The following is an 18,366-nucleotide window of genomic DNA, read 5'->3' on the forward strand; positions in this document are numbered from 1 at the left end:
CGCATGGGTGCACGGCTGGCGGGGGCGATGGCGGTTGCCATGCTCCTGGCCGGGTGCGCCCCCGGCCCTTCCGCGGGACCGAATTTCGCGATGGACGAGGGGCGAGGAAATATCGGCCCACCCTCGGCGCCGCCGGTGAGCGGACCCCCATCCATCGACAAACCCAAGGTCGACCTGTCCTGGCAGGACTGCACCCGAGAGGTGCTCGCCAGTGCCGGCGTGACCACATCGCCGACGTTCACACTCGAATGTGCCGAGTACAAGGCCCCGCTGGATCCCATCAATGGCGCACCGGGCAGCGTGACGCTGGGCGCAGTGCGCGCCAAGACCTCGCAGACACCTGCCGATGCGGGGCCGTTGGTCTTCACCACCGGCTCGGATATCCCGTCCTCGGTACAGCTGGCGACCTGGCTCAACGGTCCCGGCGCCCAAGTGCTCAAACAACGCCCGGTGGTGGCGGTCGACCGCCGCGGCATCGGGCGATCCGATCCCATCACCTGCCGCGACACCTGGGATCTGCGGGACATGCGGGACCAGGCCCAGAATCGTGGCGGTGACGACCAGGTCGCGAGCCTCGGCAAGATCATCGAGACGGCCACCACCAACTGCACCGACACCATCTCCCCCGGTGACTCGGCCTACAACGACGCGCATGCCGCCGAGGACCTGGAGGCGTTGCGCGCCCAATGGGACGTGCCCAACCTGGCACTCCTTGGCGTTGGCAGCGGCGCCCGAGTGGCCCTGGCGTACACGGGATCTCATCCCAACAAGGTTGCTCGGCTGATGCTCGACTCACCTGTGGCCGCCGATATCGCCGCCGAGGCCGCCGCCGAACAGCGGCTCAAGGGCGAGCAATCTGCCTTCGATGCGTTCGCGGCGCAATGCGTCGCCAACAACTGCTCGCTGGGACCCGATCCGGTAGGCGCCGTCGGCGATCTACTGAATCGCGCCCAAAACGGCGGGCTGCCCTGGTCACGGGCGACCGTCGTCAGGGCGATCACCACGGCATTGGCGTATCCGGTCGGCGACGGCAACGCCGTCGTGCAGAACCTCGCGAACGCACTCAACGCTGCGCGCGGTCCTGACCGCGAGGCACTCACCCCGCTGGTGGAGCGGGCCAACGCGCTGCGCGATGCCGATGGACAGTTCGTCAACTCGTGCAGCGACGCGCTCAGCCGCCCCACCCCCGACCGGGTACGCGAGCTGGTGGTCGCCTGGGGCAAGCAATACCCCCTCTTTGGGCGCACCTCCGCCCTCGAACTCGTGAACTGCCTGCAGTGGCCCAGCGGATCGAAGTCGAATCCGCCGCAGGACTTGAAGATCAACGTGCTGATCCTCGGCGTGCAACACGATCCGATCGCCGGCAGCGAGGGCGTCTCGGCCACCGCCGCGGTCATCATCAACGCCAAGGCGGCCAGCAAGCGCGTCATGTGGCAGGGCATCGGCCACGGCGCCATCGTCTACACCGCATGCGCGCAGCCGCCGGCCCTCGGATATCTCGACAGCGGCAAGCTCCCGGAGACCGACACGTTCTGCCCGGCCTAATCGCACTTGCCAGAGCCCTGCGGGGCGCTCAGGGTACGGTGCCTGCGTGGTGTCAGTCGATGCGTTGTTTTCCGGCCTAGTAGCCGGCTTCAAGAACTCTTTGAAACCTCCCACGGCGGCACCGTCGGTAACGACCATCGTGCGCTCGGCACTGTGGCCACTCGCCATCATGGCGTTGATCCACCGCAGCTATGTGCTGGGCACCAACGGCTACATCACCGACGACTTCGGGCCCGTGTACCGGGCCGTTATCGCCTTCAAGCGGCACCTGCCGGTGTACGGCGAGAACTTCGCGTACGTCGACCCGCATTACATCTACCCGCCTGGCGGGACCCTGCTGCTCGCCCCCTTCGCATACCTGCCGGTGGACGCATCGCGTTACTGGTTCATCACCATCAACACGATCGCGATCGTCATCGCGGCGTACTTCTTACTGCGGCTGTTCGACTTCACGCTGGCCTCGGTGGCCGCGCCCGCACTCCTGCTGGCCATGTTCTGCACCGAAAGCGTCACTAATACACTGGTTTTCACCAATATCAACGGCGTCATGCTGCTGCTGGAGGTGCTGTTCTTCCGCTGGCTGCTGGACGGACGCAAGGGTGCGCAGTGGTGGGCGGGTGTCGCGATCGGCCTAACACTGGTGATCAAACCGCTCCTGGCTCCCCTGCTGTTGCTGCCGCTGCTGAACCGGCAGTGGCGGGTTTTCGCGGCCGCCTTCGGTATCCCCGCCTTCTTCAACGCGGTGGCGATGTTCGGCCCGCACAAGGTCAGGATCGTGGACGGTTGGGACTATCTGCGGCGCACCCTGAAGTATCTGGCGGAAACCCGCGACTACTTCAACAGCTCCATCTCCGGCAATGGCCTGTACTACGGATTGCCCGAGCCGCTGATCGCCTTCCTGCGCATCGCGTTCCTAGTGATCGCCTTGGTGAGCGTGTGGCTGTTGTACAAGTACTACCGGCAGCGAGACCCCAGGTTCTGGGCTCTGACCACCGGTGGCGTGGTGCTGACGGCTTCGTTCCTGCTACTGGGTCTGGGCCAGGGTTACTACTCGATGGCGCTGTTCCCGTTCGTCATGACGATCGTGCTGCCCAACTCGGTGCTGCGGAACTGGCCGGCCTGGCTTGCGATTTACGGGTTCTTCTCCATGGACCGCTGGCTGCTCAACCACTGGCTGACGACCGGACGCGCCCTGGAATACCTGAAGATCACCTACGGCTGGTGCCTGCTGCTGATCGTCGTGATGATGGTGCTGCTGCTGCGCTACCGGGATGCCAAGGCCGCTGGCACACTGGACCAAGGGCTTGATCCCGTGTGGATGCGCGAGAAGGCAAAGACCAAGGAGACACCAGCCGATGACGACACCGAGCGACCCGACAGTGAATCTGAGCGACGAGCAGTGGCGGGAGCGACTGACTCCTGAGGAGTTCTCGGTGCTGCGCCGCGCGGGCACCGAGCGACCGTTCGTCGGCGAGTACACCGATACCAAGACCGAGGGCGTGTACGCCTGCCGGGCATGCGGCGCCGAGCTGTTCCGCAGCACCGAGAAGTTCGAATCCCATTGCGGCTGGCCGTCATTCTTCGACCCGGCCGATTCCGATGCGGTGATCCTCAAGCCCGATAAGTCGCTGGGCATGCGCCGCGTCGAGGTGGTGTGCGCCAACTGCCACAGCCACCTGGGGCACGTCTTCGAGGGCGAGGGATATCCCACGCCCACCGATCAGCGGTACTGCATCAACTCGATCTCGCTGCGGCTGCAGCCGTCCTAATTCCGCGACACGCCGCATTACGGCGGATTCGTATCGCACGTTTCCGCCACGAGACGGCGTGTCGGCGGCTACGGCAGGTTGGCGACGAGGTCCTCGACCGATACCCGCGGGCCGGTGAAGAACGGCGTCTCCTCGCGCACATGCAACCGCGCCTCGGTCGCACGTAGGTCGCGCATCAGGTCGACGATGCGGTGCAGCTCGGGGGCTTCGAAGGCCAGCAGCCACTCGTAGTCGCCGAGCGCGAACGCGGGCACGGTGTTGGCGCGCACGTCCTTGTATGCGCGTGCGGCGATCCCGTGATCGGCGAGCATCTTGCGCCGCTCCTCATCGGGCAGCAGATACCAATCGTAGGACCGCACAAAGGGATACACACAGATGTAGGCGCCCGGATCCTCACCCGCAAGGAACGCCGGGATGTGGCTCTTGTTGAATTCGGCGGGCCGGTGCAGGGCGGCGTTGCTCCATACAGGAGTGCTGGCCCGGCCCAGTGCGGTGGTGCGCCGGAAGTCGCGGTACAGCGCCTGCAGCTGCTCGATGGATGCGGCGTGCGACCAGATCATGAAGTCGGCGTCGGCACGCAGACCGGCGACGTCGTAGATGCCGCGAACCACGACACCGTCGTCCTCGTGCCGCTTGATCAGGGTGGCCACCTCATCGGCGACACCGTCGCGGTCCTCGCCCAGTCCCCCGTCGCGCACCTGGAACACCGAGAACATCAGGTAACGGACGGTGGAGTTGAGGGTGTCGAAATCGAGGCTAGGCATGTCCCCATCGTGCCACGATCACCTGTGCCGCTTGAGAGGCGGAGGCCACACAGGCCGGCACCCCGATGCCGTCCAGGTAGGAGCCCGCCACCGCGATTCCCGGAGGCAGCCCGGCACGGATGGCATCCACCACATCGGCGTGGCCGGGCCCGTACTGCGGCATGGCGTCGATCCAGCGGGCCAGCGCCAAATCGATGGGAACGACCGTGGCACCGAGCACCGTTTCCAGGTCGGCGACGGCCCAGTGCCGCAGCTGCTCGTCGCTGGTGGCCCGAGCCACGGTGTCGCCGAAGCGTCCATAGGACAACCGCACCACCTGGGTGCCCCGTCCACGCAATCCCCACTTGCTGGTCGAGAACGTTATGGCCTTGGTATGCAACGCTTCTCCCGATGCAACGAGCACACCGGAATTGGCGGGAATCGGGGCGTCGTCGGGCAAGGTCATGGCCACCACCACCGAGGAGGCCACCGGGATGCGTCGCGCCGCCACCGCTGATTCCGGTGCCACCGCGTCGAGAATGCGCGCCGCGCGGGGTGCGGGGACAGCGACGATGACGGCATCAAAGTGATCGGCCGTGATGTCCGCTTGATTCTCGCCGGTGAGCACCCATCCGTCGCCCTCACCTGCGATACCGGTGACCGCGAGCTGCCGGTGATCGGCACGGGCGCGGCGCCAGAGCTCCTCCAGCAGCACCGTATAGCCACCGTCGATGGCACCGAAGATGCCGGTGGCCGAGATCGGAGGCAACGCCTGGCGGGCCGCGACGAGCAGACTGCCCGCCCCCTCGTCGAGTGCGCGGGCGATACCGGGTGCCGCCGTGCGCAGACCCGTCGTTGCCGCCGAACCCGCGTACACGCCTCCGAGCAGCGGATCGACCAGCCGAGCCACCACCTGCGGACCGAACCGAAGTGACACCAGGTCGGCGACGGTTGGTTCGGCACCGACGGTCCACTGCATACCGCGCTGGGGCTCGCTGTCGATGCGCGCCACGGTGTCGTCGTCGACCAACCCGACTACTGAGGACCCCGAGGCAGGGATTCCGTTGACCGTCCGCGTGGGCAACGGGCGCAGGCGGCCCCCCGCGTACACCAGCGGGCGCGCCCCCGTGGTCTCGAGTGTGCGGTCCGCCAGCCCGAGCTCGCTCAGTAGATCCACCACCTCGGGGCGCCGGGTGATGAAGGCCTCGGCACCGATATCGACCCGATGCTCGCCCAGGGTGATGGTGCGCAGGATTCCACCGAGCTGTTCGGCCGGGTCGTACACGACGACCCGGGCATCGTCACCGACCGCACACCGCACCCGATACGCCGCCGTCAGCCCCGAAATACCGCCCCCCACAATGGCAATGGAGCGTGGTCCGGCAGACGGCGGCGGTGTCACCTCGGCGTCACAAGGAGTGCACCAACGCCACCGCATCGGTGAGCACAGCCGGATCGGTATCCGGCAGCACCCCATGACCCAGATTGAAGATATGCCCGGCCGCGCCGGCAGCCACGGCCTGACGCCCCTCGGCCACGATTCGGCGCACCTCACTCTCCACCACCGGCCAGCCTGCGAACAGCACGGCCGGATCGAGGTTGCCCTGCAAGGCTTTTCCGGAGCCGATCCGACGCGCGGCGACATCCAGCGGGGTACGCCAATCCACGCCGACCACCGTGGCCCCGGCCTCGCCCATCGCACCCAGCAGCTCGGCGGTACCCACCCCGAAGTGCGTCATGGGCACGCCAACGCCCGCAAATTCATCGAAAATTCTTGTGCTATGCGGCAATACAGCGGAGCGGTAGTCGGCCAGGGACAGTGCGCCCGCCCAGGAGTCGAATAACTGCAGTGCATCCACGCCGGCGTCGAGCTGGGCGCGCAGGAAAGCGATGGTGATATCGGTCAGCGCCGTCATCAGCGCGTGCCAGGTCTGCGGATCGCCCTGCAGCAGAGCCTTGGTGCGCTGATGGTTGCGACTCGGACCGCCCTCGACGAGGTAGGAGGCCAGCGTGAAGGGGGCGCCCGCGAAACCGATCAGCGGGGTCGCGCCCAGCTCGGCGACCAGCAGTCGCACCGCATCGCCGACGGCATCGACCTGACCGGGTTCCAGGCGAGGCAGCGCCGCCACGTCGGCGGTGGTGCGCACCGGGTTGGCGATCACGGGTCCGACATCGGGAACGATGTCCAAGTCGATCCCGGCGGCCTTGAGCGGAACCACGATGTCGGAGAAGAGAATGGCGGCATCTACATGGTGCCGACGGATCGGCTGCAGGGTGATCTCGCAAACCAACTCAGGATTGAAACAGGCGTCCAGCATCGCGTGATCGGCCCGTATCGCGCGATACTCGGGCAGCGAACGTCCGGCCTGCCGCATGAACCACACCGGAGGGTGGCTGGGGGCCTTCCCCGAGGCAGCCGCCAGGTAGGGAGAAAATGGCAGGTCACGTCGTATTTTCGAAGGGGTTCGCGGCCCCGTCGCGCGATCTTCGTTCAATCCGGTCATCACGCCCCATGCTGCCATGGCGACCTCGCACGGCGCGCCTCCGGGAGCATGTCGGCCCGGCGCATTACCGTTCATTGCTGTGACGTCTGCCGAACCAGCCCCGTTCCGCGCGGCGGTCGACGCGATGAACTCCGTGACCGCGCGTCCGGAGATCGAGCTGGGCACCATTCGTCCCCCGCAACGGCTGGCCCCGTTCAGCTACGCACTCGGCGCAGAGGTCAAGCACCGCGATACCGATAACGTGCCCGAACAATCCGAGGGCGACGCGTTCGGCAGGCTAATTCTGTTGCACGACCCCGAGGGCGACGAGGCATGGAACGGCACCATGCGGCTAGTCGCCTACATCCAGGCCGATCTCGATGCTTCCGAGGCCGTCGACCCGTTGCTGCCCGAGGTTGCGTGGAGCTGGCTTGTGGATGCGTTGTCGACCCGCTCCAGTGACGTGACGGCGCTGGGCGGAACCGTGACCGCAACCACCTCGGTCCGCTACGGCGATATCGCCGGTCCGGGACGTGCCCACCAGCTGGAGCTGCGGGCATCCTGGACCGCCACCGGCACCGATATCGAAACCCACGTCGAGGCGTTCTGCGAGGTGCTTGAGCATGCGGCAGGCCTGCCGCCGGTGGGTGTGACGGATCTGGGGACGCGTCATCGCGCCTAGCACTCGCGCTGCTGACTCAGATATATGAAAACCGACGATATGGACGCCGACGATATGGACGCCGACGCCGAGCTCCCGGAACCGACACCACTACGGCTCCCCGCCGACGGGGTACCGCCGATCACCGCCTCTACGGATGAAATCCGATCGGCCGCAAAATATTTGGCATCCGGCACCGGCGCCTTTGCCGTCGATGCCGAGCGGGCCTCGGGGTTCCGTTATTCCAACCGTGCCTACCTGATCCAGATTCGCCGACGCGGCGCGGGAACGGTCCTGCTGGATCCGACGAATGTTCCGGAAGCCCTGGAACCGATTGTCGAGGTACTGGGCAGCGACGAATGGATCTTGCATGCCGCCGACCAGGATCTGCCGTGCCTGGCCGAATTGGATATGAGACCGCCGTCGCTATACGACACCGAATTGGCCGGGCGTCTTGCAGGATTCGAGAAGGTGAACCTGGCCGCGATGGTGCACCGGCTGCTAGGCCTGGGCCTGGCCAAGGGACACGGGGCCGCGGACTGGTCCAAACGCCCATTACCGGATGAATGGCTCAACTACGCCGCACTCGATGTCGAGGTGCTCATTGAGCTCCGCGAGAAGATCGCCGAAGTGCTTGCCGAACAAGACAAAACCGAATGGGCCCGGCAGGAGTTCGAGCATCTGGTGCATACCCCGGCCTCGGCGACCCGGCGGGACAACTGGCGCCGCACCTCGGGCCTGCACAAGGTACGCAAGCCCGCACAGCTCGCCGCTGTACGCGAATTATGGCTCAGCCGTGACGAATTAGCGCGTACACGGGATATCGCCCCCGGACGGATCTTGCCGGATTCGGCGATCGTCGAAGCGGCGCTGGCCGATCCGAAGACACGCGACGAGCTGATCGCGCTGCCGGTGTTCGGCGGCCCGCGACAGAAACAGCAGGCCAACCGGTGGCTCGCCGCACTGGCAAAGGCGCGCAGCGGCGCGACTCCTCCACCGGTCAACGAACCAACTACGGGGCCACCGCCGGTATCGCGGTGGTCGCGGCGCAAACCCGAGGCGTACGCGCGCCTCGAAGCGGTGCGGACGGGCCTGACTGCGCTCTCCGAGCAGATCTCGGTGCCCGTGGAGAACATCGTCACCCCCGAGATCGTGCGGCGGATCTGCTGGGACTGGGACGGAAACGCAGACGTCGAGGAGCTACTGGCCGGTCACGGCGCGCGCCCGTGGCAGCGCGAGCTGACGGCCGCGATCCTTACCGAGGCGTTGGCCGACTAACTCGGGCGATCTCACCGCCGGCGAAAACTAAGTTGCACGGTCGCGCGGAACACGCTGTGCTGGTCCCCATGGCGACACTTCAACCCGTCGACGTGCAGCAGTGGCCACGAGGTGAATGGTTCGCGCACTATCTCGACCGTTGTCCCACCTACTACTCGATGACGGTGGAGCTGGATGTCACCGATCTCCTCGGGGCGATTCGCGCATCCGGCCGCAAGACATATCCGACTCAGATCTGGGCATTGGCGTCCGTCGTGAACCGTCATCCGGAGTTCCGCATGGCCCTCGACGATCAGGGAAATCCAGGAATCTGGGATGTCGTGGACCCTGCATTCACGGTGTTCAATCCCGACCGCGAGACCTTCGCGGGGATCAGCGCCAACTACACCAGCGACTTCGACGCCTTCCACACCGAAGTCATCGACCTTATGGCCGAATATCGTTACTCCTCAACCCTTTTCCCGCAAGGATTGCCCCGGCCCCGGAACGTGTTCGACATCTCTAGCATTCCGTGGGCGAGCTTTTCCGGCTTCACGCTCACCATCGCTCCCGGCTGGGAACACCTGGCCCCTATCTTCACCATCGGCAAGTTCCACGAGCGGGACGGCCGAACCATCATGCCGCTGGCCCTGCAGATTCACCATGCCGCGGCCGACGGGTACCACAGCGCACGCCTCGTGGAGGAACTGCGCGAAATCCTCGCCACTCCGGACTGGGTACGGGGTTAGTCGACCTGTTCGGAAACCGGGCTGTCGGTGCTTTCCCGGCTCATCGCGGCCACCCAGCCGGTGATCTTTCGGGCAATATGCTGATCGGTCAGGCCGAGCGCTTCAAGGATCTGCCCGCGCGAGGCGTGCTCCAGGAACTGCTGTGGCACACCGATATCCCGGCTCGGCACATCGATATCGGCATCCTGCATCGCCCTCGTCACCGCGGTGCCCGCACCGCCGTGCACGCCACTGTCCTCGAGAGTTACCACCAGCCGATGCTGGCGGGTCAGCTCTACCACGTACTCGGGCACCGGCAGCACCCAACGCGGGTCGACCACGGTGACCCCGATCCCCTGCTTTCCCAACCTCTCGGCCGCCGCCAGTGCCGTCGATGCGAACGGACCGACCGCCACCAACAGCACATCGGCATGTAAACCGCTCGCCGGCCGGGCGAGTACGTCGACTCCGTCACGCCGCTCGACCGCCGGGATATCCTTGCCGACTTCACCTTTCGGGAAACGCAGCGCTGTCGGCCCATCTTCGATGGCCAGGGCCTCGGTCAGCTCTTCGCGCAGCCGTGCGGCATCCCGCGGGGCCGCGACGCGCATTCCGGGCACCACGTTCAGGATCGACAGGTCCCACATACCGTTGTGGCTGGCACCGTCACTGCCGGTGATGCCCGCCCGATCGAGCACAAACGTGACCGGAAGCCGGTGCAACGCAACGTCCATCATCACCTGATCGAATGCGCGGTTAAGGAACGTGGAATAGATCGCCACCACGGGGTGCATGCCACCCATCGCAAGCCCGGCGGCGGAGGTGACGGCATGCTGCTCGGCGATACCCACATCGAACAGTCGATCAGGGAAACGCTCACCGAACGCGCTCAGACCGGTCGGCCCGGGCATGGCCGCGGTGATCGCCACGATATTGCGGTGCTCGCTGGCCACATCGATGAGCGACTCGGAGAACACCGATGTCCAGCCCGGAGCTGAAACACTGATGGAGCGGCCGGTTTTCGGGTCGATGATGCCCGTAGAATGCATCTGGTCGGCCTCGTCGTCCTCGGCCGGGCCGTATCCCATGCCCTTGCGGGTGATCACGTGCACGATGACCGGGCCGCCATAACCACGGGCGCGGCGCAGCGCGTCCTCCACCGCGTGTTCATCGTGTCCATCAACGGGCCCAACGTATTTCACTCCCAGATCGGTGAACATCAGCTGCGGCGAGACCGCATCCTTGACCCCAACCTTGAGGCTGTGCATCAACGCGTAAGCCAACGGCCCCACCACCGGCATACCGCGCAGCAGCTTCCTGCTCTCGTCGAGCACCTTCTCGTAGGTGGGCGTGAGCCGCAGCCCCGCCAGATGCGAGGCGAGCCCGCCGATGGTCGGCGCATAACTGCGCCCGTTGTCGTTGACGACGATGATGATGCGCCGATGCTCGCCGGCGGCAATGTTGTTCAGCGCCTCCCAGCACATGCCGCCGGTAAGCGCGCCATCACCGACCACGGCGACGACATGACGACGTCGTTGCCCGGTCAGTTCGAAGGCCTTGGCAAGCCCATCGGCGTAGGACAGTGCAGTGGACGCATGGCTGGATTCCACCCAGTCATGTTCACTCTCGGCGCGCGACGGGTACCCCGATAGTCCGTCCTTCTGGCGTAGCGTGTCGAAGTCTCCGCAACGTCCAGTCAGGATCTTGTGCACGTACGCCTGATGGCCAGTGTCGAAGATGATCGGGTCATACGGTGACTCGAAGACGCGATGCAGCGCGAGAGTCAGCTCGACGACACCCAGGTTGGGTCCAAGGTGGCCGCCGGTGGCAGCCACCTTATGGATCAGGAACTCGCGGATCTCGTCAGCGAGCAAGTCCAGCTCTCGCTTGGAGAGACCCTGCAGGTCACCCGGTCCCCTGATGTCGTCAAGCATCTGGTCAGTCTACGCAGCGATTCAGATCTGGTCGCTTGGAGCGGAGCCAAAAACATCGGGCACTCCATCGTGGTCGGCATCAAGTGTCTCCTTGGCCTCAATCCGCTGATATGCCCGGTTCCGCAGCCTCAGCACCACCGCCGCCACGGCCGCCGAGGTAAGCGATCCGGCAAGGACACCGACCTTGACGTGTTCGGCAGCCGGCCCGGTCCCGAATGCCAGCTCCCCGATCAGCAGCGACACGGTGAACCCGATCCCGGCAAGCAGCGTCACACCAGCGATATCCAGCCAACTCAGATCGTCGTCCAAACTGGCTCGGGTGAATCGCGCCAACAGATACGTGGTGACGAAGATCCCTATCGGTTTGCCCACCAGCAGGCCGAGGACCACGCCGAGAGCCACTGGATCCAACAGCGCCTGGCCCAATCCGGTGAAGCCGCCCAGGGTCACCCCCGCAGCGAAGAACGCGAATACCGGTACCGCGACACCCGCCGACAGTGGTCGTAGCCGATGCTCGAACCGCTCGGCCATTCCGTGCACGTCCGTGCGTCCGTCCCGCCTGAGAACCGGCACCATAAAGCCCAGCAGCACGCCCGCCACCGTCGCGTGCACACCCGAGGCATGCACCAACGCCCAGGTCGTTACCGCCAGCGGCACCAGCAGCCACCATTCCCGGCGACGACGCTGCACCGCCAGCGCGAACAGCGCCAGCGGGATGATCGCCAGGCCCAACGGTCCCCAGTGCAGTTCATCGGTGTAGAAGACCGCGATCACAATGACGGCCAGCAGATCGTCCACCACCGCCAGGGTGAGCAGGAATGTGCGCAGCGCCGAGGGCAGATGCGTGGAAATCACCGCGAGTACCGCAAGCGCGAAGGCGATATCGGTGGCCGTGGGGATCGCCCAGCCTCGCATCGCCTCGACGCCACCGGATGCATTCACGGCGAGATAAATGGCGGCCGGAACAAGCATGCCGCCCATGGCAGCAACGATCGGCAGCGCGGCGCGACCCGGGTCCCGCAGATCCCCCGCGACGAATTCCCGTTTGAGTTCGACGCCGACGACGAAGAAGAAGATCGCGAGCAGCCCATCGGTGGCCCATCCCGCCAGCGTGAGGTTCAGGTGCAACCGCTCCGGCCCGACCACGAATCCCGCCAGGCGGTAGTAGTGGGCGCTCCAGGGCGAGTTGGCCCACAGGAGTGCCGCCAGTGCCGCCAGGACCAGCAGCACGCCGCCGACGGTTTCCTTGCGCAGGATCTCTGCGACACGAGACGACTCCGCCCACGATCCGCGGGTGAAGACGCGTTGGCGCAGGCGCATGAGTTTAGGTGTCCGTCCTCGTGAGTTACGTCAGCTTTTCTGCAGAGCTGTACAAACGCCGACCAGACTTCCCGGCACACCTGCTGGCTACTTTATAAGATCTTGACGCTCGGCGCCCGATCACCGGGTGAGGAGCGCAAAGCTCTCGATGTGATGAGTCAGCGGGAACGCATCGAACATTCGCAGCTCACGCACCTGATATCCCTGCTCCAGGTACAGGCCCACATCCCGCGCGAATGCCGCTGCCTCACAGCCGATATGAATCACCCTCGGCACGTTTGCCTCGGCGATTCGTCCGATGACCTCGCGTCCCGCCCCCGCTCGCGGCGGGTCCAGCACCGCGACATCGGCCTCACCCAGGTCCCGCACGGCATGGCGTACCGACCCGCAGATCATCGTGACCTGGCGCAGATCTGCAAGCGCACCCTTGGCGCTGCGGAACGCCGGGCGCGAGGTGTCGACGCTCACGACGCGTCCCGTGGGACCCACCGCCTCCCCCAGCACCGAGGCAAAAACCCCGACGCCGCCGTATAAGTCCCAGGCACTCATCCCCGGTTCCAGCTCGGCCCATTCCGAGACCAGCCGACTGTAAGTGCTCGCCGCGTCGCGATGTGCCTGCCAGAAGGCCGTCACCGGCACCAACCAATGCCGGTCCCCCACCTTCTGCACAGTCACGTCCTCGCCCTCGGCGACCGTGCGTCCGCGCAGCACATGTCTGCGGCCCTGATCGTCCATCACGGCATGTAACGGCCCCTCGGAACCGAGATGCGGTTCATCCAGCCCGTCAAGCAGCCCAGGTACCACTTGGGCACACCGCAGATCGGTCACCAGCTCGTCACTGTGATAGCGGTGAAAACCAGGTTGCCCCAAGGCATTCACATCCAGACGCACCCGAGTCCGCCAAGCGGTGGGGCCGCCGGTCCCCACCTCCTCGGCCACACCCTGCCAGTCGTACTTGCCGAGCCGGGCCAGCTGCTGGCTCACCACGTCGCCCTTGAGCTCACGAAGATACGCGGGATCAGCGAAAGACAAGTCACAACAACCGGATTCACCGCTACCGTGCGCGATCGGACACAGCGGTTCAATTCGGTGCGGTGATGGATCGAGGACCTCGATCGCTGCGCCGTGCCAGAAGCTGGCTTGCCGGTCGTCGGTGATCTGAACGCGTACCCGTTCTCCCGGTAACGCGTATCTGACGAAGATGACCCGCCCGTCATGTCGGGTCACCACGCTGCCTCCGTTGGCCGGCCCGCCGGTCTCGACCTCCAGGATGTCGCCTATAGCCATCTATTCAGCCTCTACGAATCGAAACCGCGGCGTGAGTCACCGGGTGCGGGCTGCTCGTCGAGCTCTCGGCGACGTTCGGACGAGTCGAGCTGCCACGGAACGGATGTAACCATGACGTTGGGGACGAACAGCAGACGCCCCTTGAGCCGCAGCGCACTCTGGTTGTGCAGCACCTGTTCCCACCAATGACCCACCACATACTCGGGGATGAAGATGCTGACGACAGTGCGCGGCGCTTCGTTACTGATGCGTTTGACGTAATCAAGGATCGGCCGGGTGATTTCGCGATATGGGGAGGCGATCACCTTGAGCGGGGTGCTGATATCGCTTATCTCCCATTCCCGGACAAGTTCGCGAGTGTCCCGATCGTCAACGCTGACGGTCACCGCTTCCAGCACGTCGGGGCGGGTGACCCGGGCGTAGGCGAGTGCGCGGAGGGTGGGCTGGTGCACCTTGGAGACCAGTACTACCGCGTGGGTGCGGCTGGGCAGCACCACTTCTCCCTCATGGTTGTCCAGCTCACGGGCCACGGTGTTGTAGTGCTTGTGAATCATCTTCATGAGCACGAACAGCAGGCCCATCGCCAGGATCGCGATCCACGCTCCGGCAAGGAATTTGGTGACCAGAACGACCAGCAGCACCGCGCCGGTCATCAGAAAACCGACGGTGTTGATGACGCGCGAGCGGAACATCTTGCGGCGCACCGCCGGGTCGGTCTCGGTCTTGAGCAGCCGGGTCCAGTGCCGCACCATGCCGATCTGACTGAGCGTGAAAGACACGAAGACACCGACGATGTACAGCTGGATGAGAGCCGTCACCTCGGCCTTGAATGCCACCACGAACAGGACCGCGACGGCCGACAGGAAGATGATGCCGTTGGAGAACGCCAGCCGGTCACCGCGGGTGTGTAGCTGCCGCGGCAGGTAACGGTCTTGCGCCAGAATCGATCCAAGCACCGGGAAGCCGTTGAAGGCGGTATTGGCGGCCAACACCAGGATCAGCGCGGTCACCACGGTGATGAAAAGGAATCCAATCCGGAAGTCCCCGAACACCGCCTCCGCCAACTGGGCAACCAGAGTCTTTTGGTGATAGTCCGCGGGGGCGCCCACCAGCTGCTGGGCCGGATCCTCCGCGATTTTCGCACCGGTGCGCTCGGCCAACAGGATGATGCCCATGAAAAGCGTGATGGCGATGCCGCCGAGGAGCAGCAACGTGGTGGCCGCGTTGCGTGACTTGGGTTTCCGGAATGCCGGCACGCCGTTGCTGATCGCTTCCACACCCGTCAACGCGGCACAACCAGACGAGAACGCGCGGGCGACGAGGAACACCAGCGCGAATCCCATGATGCCGCTGCCCTCGCCGTGCATCTCGAAAGACGCCGATTCGGCCCTCAGCGGGGTATTGAGCACGTAGATCTGGAACAGACCCCAGCCCAGCATGAGATACATGCCGATCATGAAGGTGTACGTGGGAATCGCAAACATGGCACCCGATTCGCGGACACCTCTCAAGTTCATCGACATCAGGACCACGATGGCCACTACGGCGAATGCGACCTTGTGCTGAGCGACGACAGGAATGGCCGAGCCGATATTCGACATCGCCGAGGACATCGAAACGGCAACGGTCAACACGTAATCCACCAGCAGCGCGCTGCCGACCGTCAGGCCCGCAGTGGGCCCGAGGTTGGTGGTCACCACCTCGTAATCACCACCGCCGGAGGGGTAGGCGTGCACATTCTGCCGGTAGCTTGCCACCACCACCATCATCACCGCGGCCACCGCCAGCCCGATCCATGGCGTCAAGGCATAGGCGGACATCCCCGCGACGGAGAGCACGAGGAAGATTTCCTCGGGCGCATATGCCACCGAGGACAACGCGTCGGAGGCGAAAACCGGGAGCGCGATCCGCTTCGGCAGCAGGGTATGGCCAAGGCTGTCACTACGGAACGGCCGGCCGATTAGCAGGCGCCGAGCCGCCGTCGACAGCTTGGAAAGCGTAGACACGAACGCCAACAGTAGGCCACGCGAGCAATCGCGGTACGGTCTCACTTGACATCGCTGTGTCTGATGCCGCGACGCGGCGTTAAGTAGTGCGACAAGCACTAAGCCGAATGCTTTATCCGGAAAGGTCTACTGGTGCGAGTAGTGGTGATGGGCTGCGGGCGCGTAGGCGCAGCGCTGGCCGGCGGCCTAGCCAGAATCGGCCACGAGGTGGCGATCATCGACAAGGAAGCGTCGGCGTTCAACAGGCTCAGCGCCGAGTTCACCGGCGAACGCATCGTCGGCATGGGTTTCGACCGCGATGTCCTGCTGCGGGCCGGAATCGAGCGGGCACAGGCCTTCGCCGCGGTCTCCTCCGGTGACAACTCCAACATCATCTCGGCCCGGGCGGCCCGTGAGACCTTCGGCGTGGACCGAGTGGTCGCCCGTATCTACGACGCCAAACGCGCCGCCGTGTACGAGCGCCTCGGCATCCCGACCGTAGCCACCGTGCCGTGGACCACCGATCGCCTGCTGCACGCGCTTACCCGTGAGAGCGACACCACCAAATGGCGTGACCCGTCCGGTTCTGTCGTGGTCACCGAGCTGGCCCTGCACGAAGAGTGGATCGGCAAGCGCATCACGGCATTGGAAACCGCAACCGGCGCCCGAGCGGCCTTCATCATTCGGTTCGGCACCGGTCTGCTTCCCGACGCCAAGACTGTGATCCAAGACAGTGACGAGGTCTACGTATCGGCCGTATCGGGCCGGGCCGCCGAGGCGATGGCGATCGCGGCGCAGCCACCGGGCGAAGATGCCGATGACGACCACGGAGGTTCCCGATGAAGGTCGCCATCGGAGGTGCCGGCGCCGTCGGTCGGTCCATCGCCCGCGAGCTCATCGAGAGCCGGCACGAAGTCACCCTGTTCGAACGCAACCCCGAGCACATCGATCCGGAGTCCGTGCCCGAGGCGAAGTGGCGGCTCGGTGATGCCTGCGAAATCAGCCTGTTGGAAGGCGAGCAGCTACATACCTTTGACGTGGTGATCGCGGCCACCGGTGATGACAAGGCCAATCTGGTGCTGAGCCTGCTGGCCAAGACCGAATTCGCGGTCCCGCGCGTAGTTGCCCGTGTGAACGATCCACGCAACGAGTGGCTGTTCGACGACGCGTGGGGTGTCGATGTCGCGGTCTCGACACCGCGGATGCTGGCCTCTCTCGTCGAAGAGGCCGTGGCCGTTGGTGACGTGGTGCGGCTCATGGAATTCCGCCGCGGGCAGGCCAATCTGGTGGAGATCACGCTTCCGGACGACACCCCGTGGGCCGGTAAGCCGGTACGGAAACTGGAGCTCCCCCGCGATGCGGTGCTGGTGGCGATTCTGCGCGGATCACGGGTGATCGCGGCGCAATCCGACGAGCCCCTCGAGGGCGGCGACGAGCTGATCCTGGTGGCCACCGCGGATATCGAGGACGAGCTACACCGGGCCGTGCTACCCGAGTAAACCCTCGGGCGGGTAAGCGCTATCGCCCCGGGTTTCGGCCGGTTCCTCGGCCACTGGTTCGGTGTGGCGCCGCACGTAGCGGATCACCAGCAGGGTGATGAGTGCGCCGACCGCCGTCAAGGGCCAGCCCATCGCAATCTTCGTACCACCGAGCCAGGCCGTATTACCGGCGAGGTAGAGCCACTGCTGCACCACAAACCTGGTGGCGAACAACACGATCCATGACACCGTGGCGATATCGAAGGCCAGCACGATGCGCCGGTTGTTGCGCCACGACATATCACCCCCGGTGGCCCAGCTGTAGGCATAGCCGACGATCGGTCTGCGGATGACGACCGAGGCCAAAAACACGATGCCCCAGAAGAAGTTGGCCCAGATCCCAATGAGGAAGTAGCCCTTGGCCTCTCCGAGCAGGTAGGCGATCAGCGCGCTGATGCCGACGCTGATGAACCCCGAGACTGCCGGTTGCAGTGATTCGCGCCTTACCAAGCGCCAGAGCAGGATCAGGGTCGCGGCGGACAGCGCCGAGACGATCGCAGGCGTCAGTGAGGACACGCTGACCGCGATGACGAACACGATCACGGGGATCGACGAATAGACGATTCCCTGCCATCCCCCGGCCTGATGCCACATCTCGTGCAGCGGCGAGCTGCCCGGCTCCTCGGGCTTTGTCCCGGGCACACTGATCTTCAGCTGTGGCCCGTTATGCGCGTCGGGGTCGCCCGAGCCGCGGTCGGGCTCGTGCAGTGGGGTTTCTGGCACTTACCGCTGAATCTCGTAGTACGGGTTGTGAATCACCTTGCCGCCGTTCTCAAGCTTGCCGAGGCGACCGCGCACCAGCAGGGTGCATCCCGATTCGATACCGGGGATGCGGCGCTGGCCCAGCCACACGAGCATCACGGTATCGGTGCCGTCGAACAGCTCGGCCTTCACGCCGGCCACACAGCCCTTGGAGTTGGTTTCGACGGTGCGTAACGTCCCGACCATGGTGACTTCTTGGCCGCGTTGACAATCGATGACACGCTGAGCACCGGTGGCGGTGGCGGCGTCACAGATTTTCTCGGCGTCCACTTGCTCCAGGTCCTCTGTCAGTCGACGAGTCAGTCGACGCAGATAACCGCCGGTGGTAGCCACTTCCAGTCCTGGCCTCTCAGC

The 18,366-nt window shown here is 65.2% G+C and carries 17 protein-coding genes; 8 read left to right on the forward strand and 9 right to left on the reverse strand.

Going from position 1 to position 18,366, the window contains the following annotated elements:
- Nucleotides 1-3 precede the first annotated feature (3 nt).
- Genes AB0H22_RS15410 through msrB form a run of 3 tightly spaced genes read left to right on the forward strand, consistent with a single transcriptional unit; the run spans nt 4 to nt 3,314 of the window.
- Entirely contained in the window at nt 4-1,545 is a 1,542-nt protein-coding gene (locus AB0H22_RS15410; protein ID WP_358147161.1) for an alpha/beta fold hydrolase, read from the forward strand.
- 46 nt (nt 1,546-1,591) lie between these two features.
- Nucleotides 1,592-2,968, forward strand: coding sequence for a glycosyltransferase family 87 protein (locus AB0H22_RS15415; RefSeq protein ID WP_180747868.1), 1,377 nt, complete (start codon nt 1,592-1,594; stop codon nt 2,966-2,968).
- Entirely contained in the window at nt 2,901-3,314 is a 414-nt protein-coding gene (msrB, locus tag AB0H22_RS15420; protein WP_219602511.1) for a peptide-methionine (R)-S-oxide reductase MsrB, read from the forward strand. The genes AB0H22_RS15415 and msrB overlap by 68 nt, the downstream gene beginning before the upstream one ends.
- A gap of 68 nt (nt 3,315-3,382) precedes the next feature.
- On the opposite strand, the gene hemQ is transcribed toward msrB, so the two are convergent.
- From hemQ to hemE, 3 genes are read right to left on the reverse strand one after another with little or no spacing between them, the layout of a single operon-like run.
- On the reverse strand, nt 3,383-4,078 hold the full coding sequence (gene hemQ / locus AB0H22_RS15425; RefSeq protein WP_180747869.1) for a hydrogen peroxide-dependent heme synthase: 696 nt from the start codon (nt 4,076-4,078) through the stop codon (nt 3,383-3,385).
- Nucleotides 4,071-5,459, reverse strand: coding sequence for a protoporphyrinogen oxidase (locus AB0H22_RS15430; RefSeq protein WP_358147162.1), 1,389 nt, complete (start codon nt 5,457-5,459; stop codon nt 4,071-4,073). The genes hemQ and AB0H22_RS15430 overlap by 8 nt, the downstream gene beginning before the upstream one ends.
- Before the next feature lie 7 nt (nt 5,460-5,466).
- Nucleotides 5,467-6,561: a uroporphyrinogen decarboxylase gene (hemE, locus tag AB0H22_RS15435; protein ID WP_358147163.1), complete on the reverse strand. Its 1,095-nt coding sequence runs from the start codon at nt 6,559-6,561 to the stop codon at nt 5,467-5,469.
- 79 nt (nt 6,562-6,640) lie between these two features.
- Here hemE and AB0H22_RS15440 point away from each other — a divergent pair, with 79 nt between their 5' ends.
- The 3 genes from AB0H22_RS15440 to AB0H22_RS15450 all read left to right on the forward strand — a co-directional run bounded on the left by AB0H22_RS15440 (nt 6,641) and on the right by AB0H22_RS15450 (nt 9,207).
- Nucleotides 6,641-7,222 (forward strand): DUF3000 domain-containing protein, encoded by a 582-nt coding sequence (locus AB0H22_RS15440; protein WP_180747872.1) that lies wholly within the window; start codon nt 6,641-6,643, stop codon nt 7,220-7,222.
- Between the two features lie 54 nt (nt 7,223-7,276).
- Entirely contained in the window at nt 7,277-8,479 is a 1,203-nt protein-coding gene (locus AB0H22_RS15445; protein WP_180749609.1) for a ribonuclease D, read from the forward strand.
- A 68-nt stretch (nt 8,480-8,547) separates the two neighbouring features.
- Nucleotides 8,548-9,207 (forward strand): CatA-like O-acetyltransferase, encoded by a 660-nt coding sequence (locus AB0H22_RS15450; RefSeq protein ID WP_180747873.1) that lies wholly within the window; start codon nt 8,548-8,550, stop codon nt 9,205-9,207.
- On the opposite strand, the gene dxs is transcribed toward AB0H22_RS15450, so the two are convergent.
- From dxs to AB0H22_RS15470, 4 genes are all read right to left on the reverse strand, one after another.
- Complete coding sequence (dxs, locus tag AB0H22_RS15455; RefSeq protein ID WP_180747874.1) at nt 9,204-11,120, reverse strand: 1-deoxy-D-xylulose-5-phosphate synthase; 1,917 nt, start codon at nt 11,118-11,120, stop codon at nt 9,204-9,206. The two genes, AB0H22_RS15450 and dxs, sit on opposite strands and share 4 nt — an antisense overlap.
- A gap of 21 nt (nt 11,121-11,141) precedes the next feature.
- Nucleotides 11,142-12,440, reverse strand: coding sequence for a Na+/H+ antiporter NhaA (nhaA, locus tag AB0H22_RS15460; RefSeq protein WP_180747875.1), 1,299 nt, complete (start codon nt 12,438-12,440; stop codon nt 11,142-11,144).
- A 120-nt stretch (nt 12,441-12,560) separates the two neighbouring features.
- Nucleotides 12,561-13,727, reverse strand: a complete 1,167-nt coding sequence (locus AB0H22_RS15465; RefSeq protein WP_180747876.1) for a TRAM domain-containing protein — start codon at nt 13,725-13,727, stop codon at nt 12,561-12,563.
- Between the two features lie 11 nt (nt 13,728-13,738).
- On the reverse strand, nt 13,739-15,733 hold the full coding sequence (locus AB0H22_RS15470) for an APC family permease (RefSeq protein ID WP_180747877.1): 1,995 nt from the start codon (nt 15,731-15,733) through the stop codon (nt 13,739-13,741).
- 132 nt (nt 15,734-15,865) lie between these two features.
- Between AB0H22_RS15470 and AB0H22_RS15475 the strand changes: the two genes are divergently transcribed.
- Nucleotides 15,866-16,555, forward strand: coding sequence for a TrkA family potassium uptake protein (locus tag AB0H22_RS15475; RefSeq protein ID WP_180747878.1), 690 nt, complete (start codon nt 15,866-15,868; stop codon nt 16,553-16,555).
- Entirely contained in the window at nt 16,552-17,211 is a 660-nt protein-coding gene (locus AB0H22_RS15480) for a TrkA family potassium uptake protein (RefSeq protein WP_180747879.1), read from the forward strand. Before AB0H22_RS15475 ends, AB0H22_RS15480 begins: the two co-directional genes overlap by 4 nt.
- On the opposite strand, the gene AB0H22_RS15485 is transcribed toward AB0H22_RS15480, so the two are convergent.
- On the reverse strand, nt 17,200-17,973 hold the full coding sequence (locus tag AB0H22_RS15485; protein ID WP_358147164.1) for a DUF3159 domain-containing protein: 774 nt from the start codon (nt 17,971-17,973) through the stop codon (nt 17,200-17,202). The genes AB0H22_RS15480 and AB0H22_RS15485 overlap by 12 nt on opposite strands.
- Complete coding sequence (locus tag AB0H22_RS15490) at nt 17,974-18,345, reverse strand: OB-fold nucleic acid binding domain-containing protein (RefSeq protein WP_180747880.1); 372 nt, start codon at nt 18,343-18,345, stop codon at nt 17,974-17,976.
- Nucleotides 18,346-18,366: the final 21 nt, after the last annotated feature.

The sequence above is a fragment of the Mycobacterium sp. NPDC050853 genome (assembly GCF_040653875.1).
Taxonomy (GTDB): Bacteria; Actinomycetota; Actinomycetes; order Mycobacteriales; family Mycobacteriaceae; genus Mycobacterium.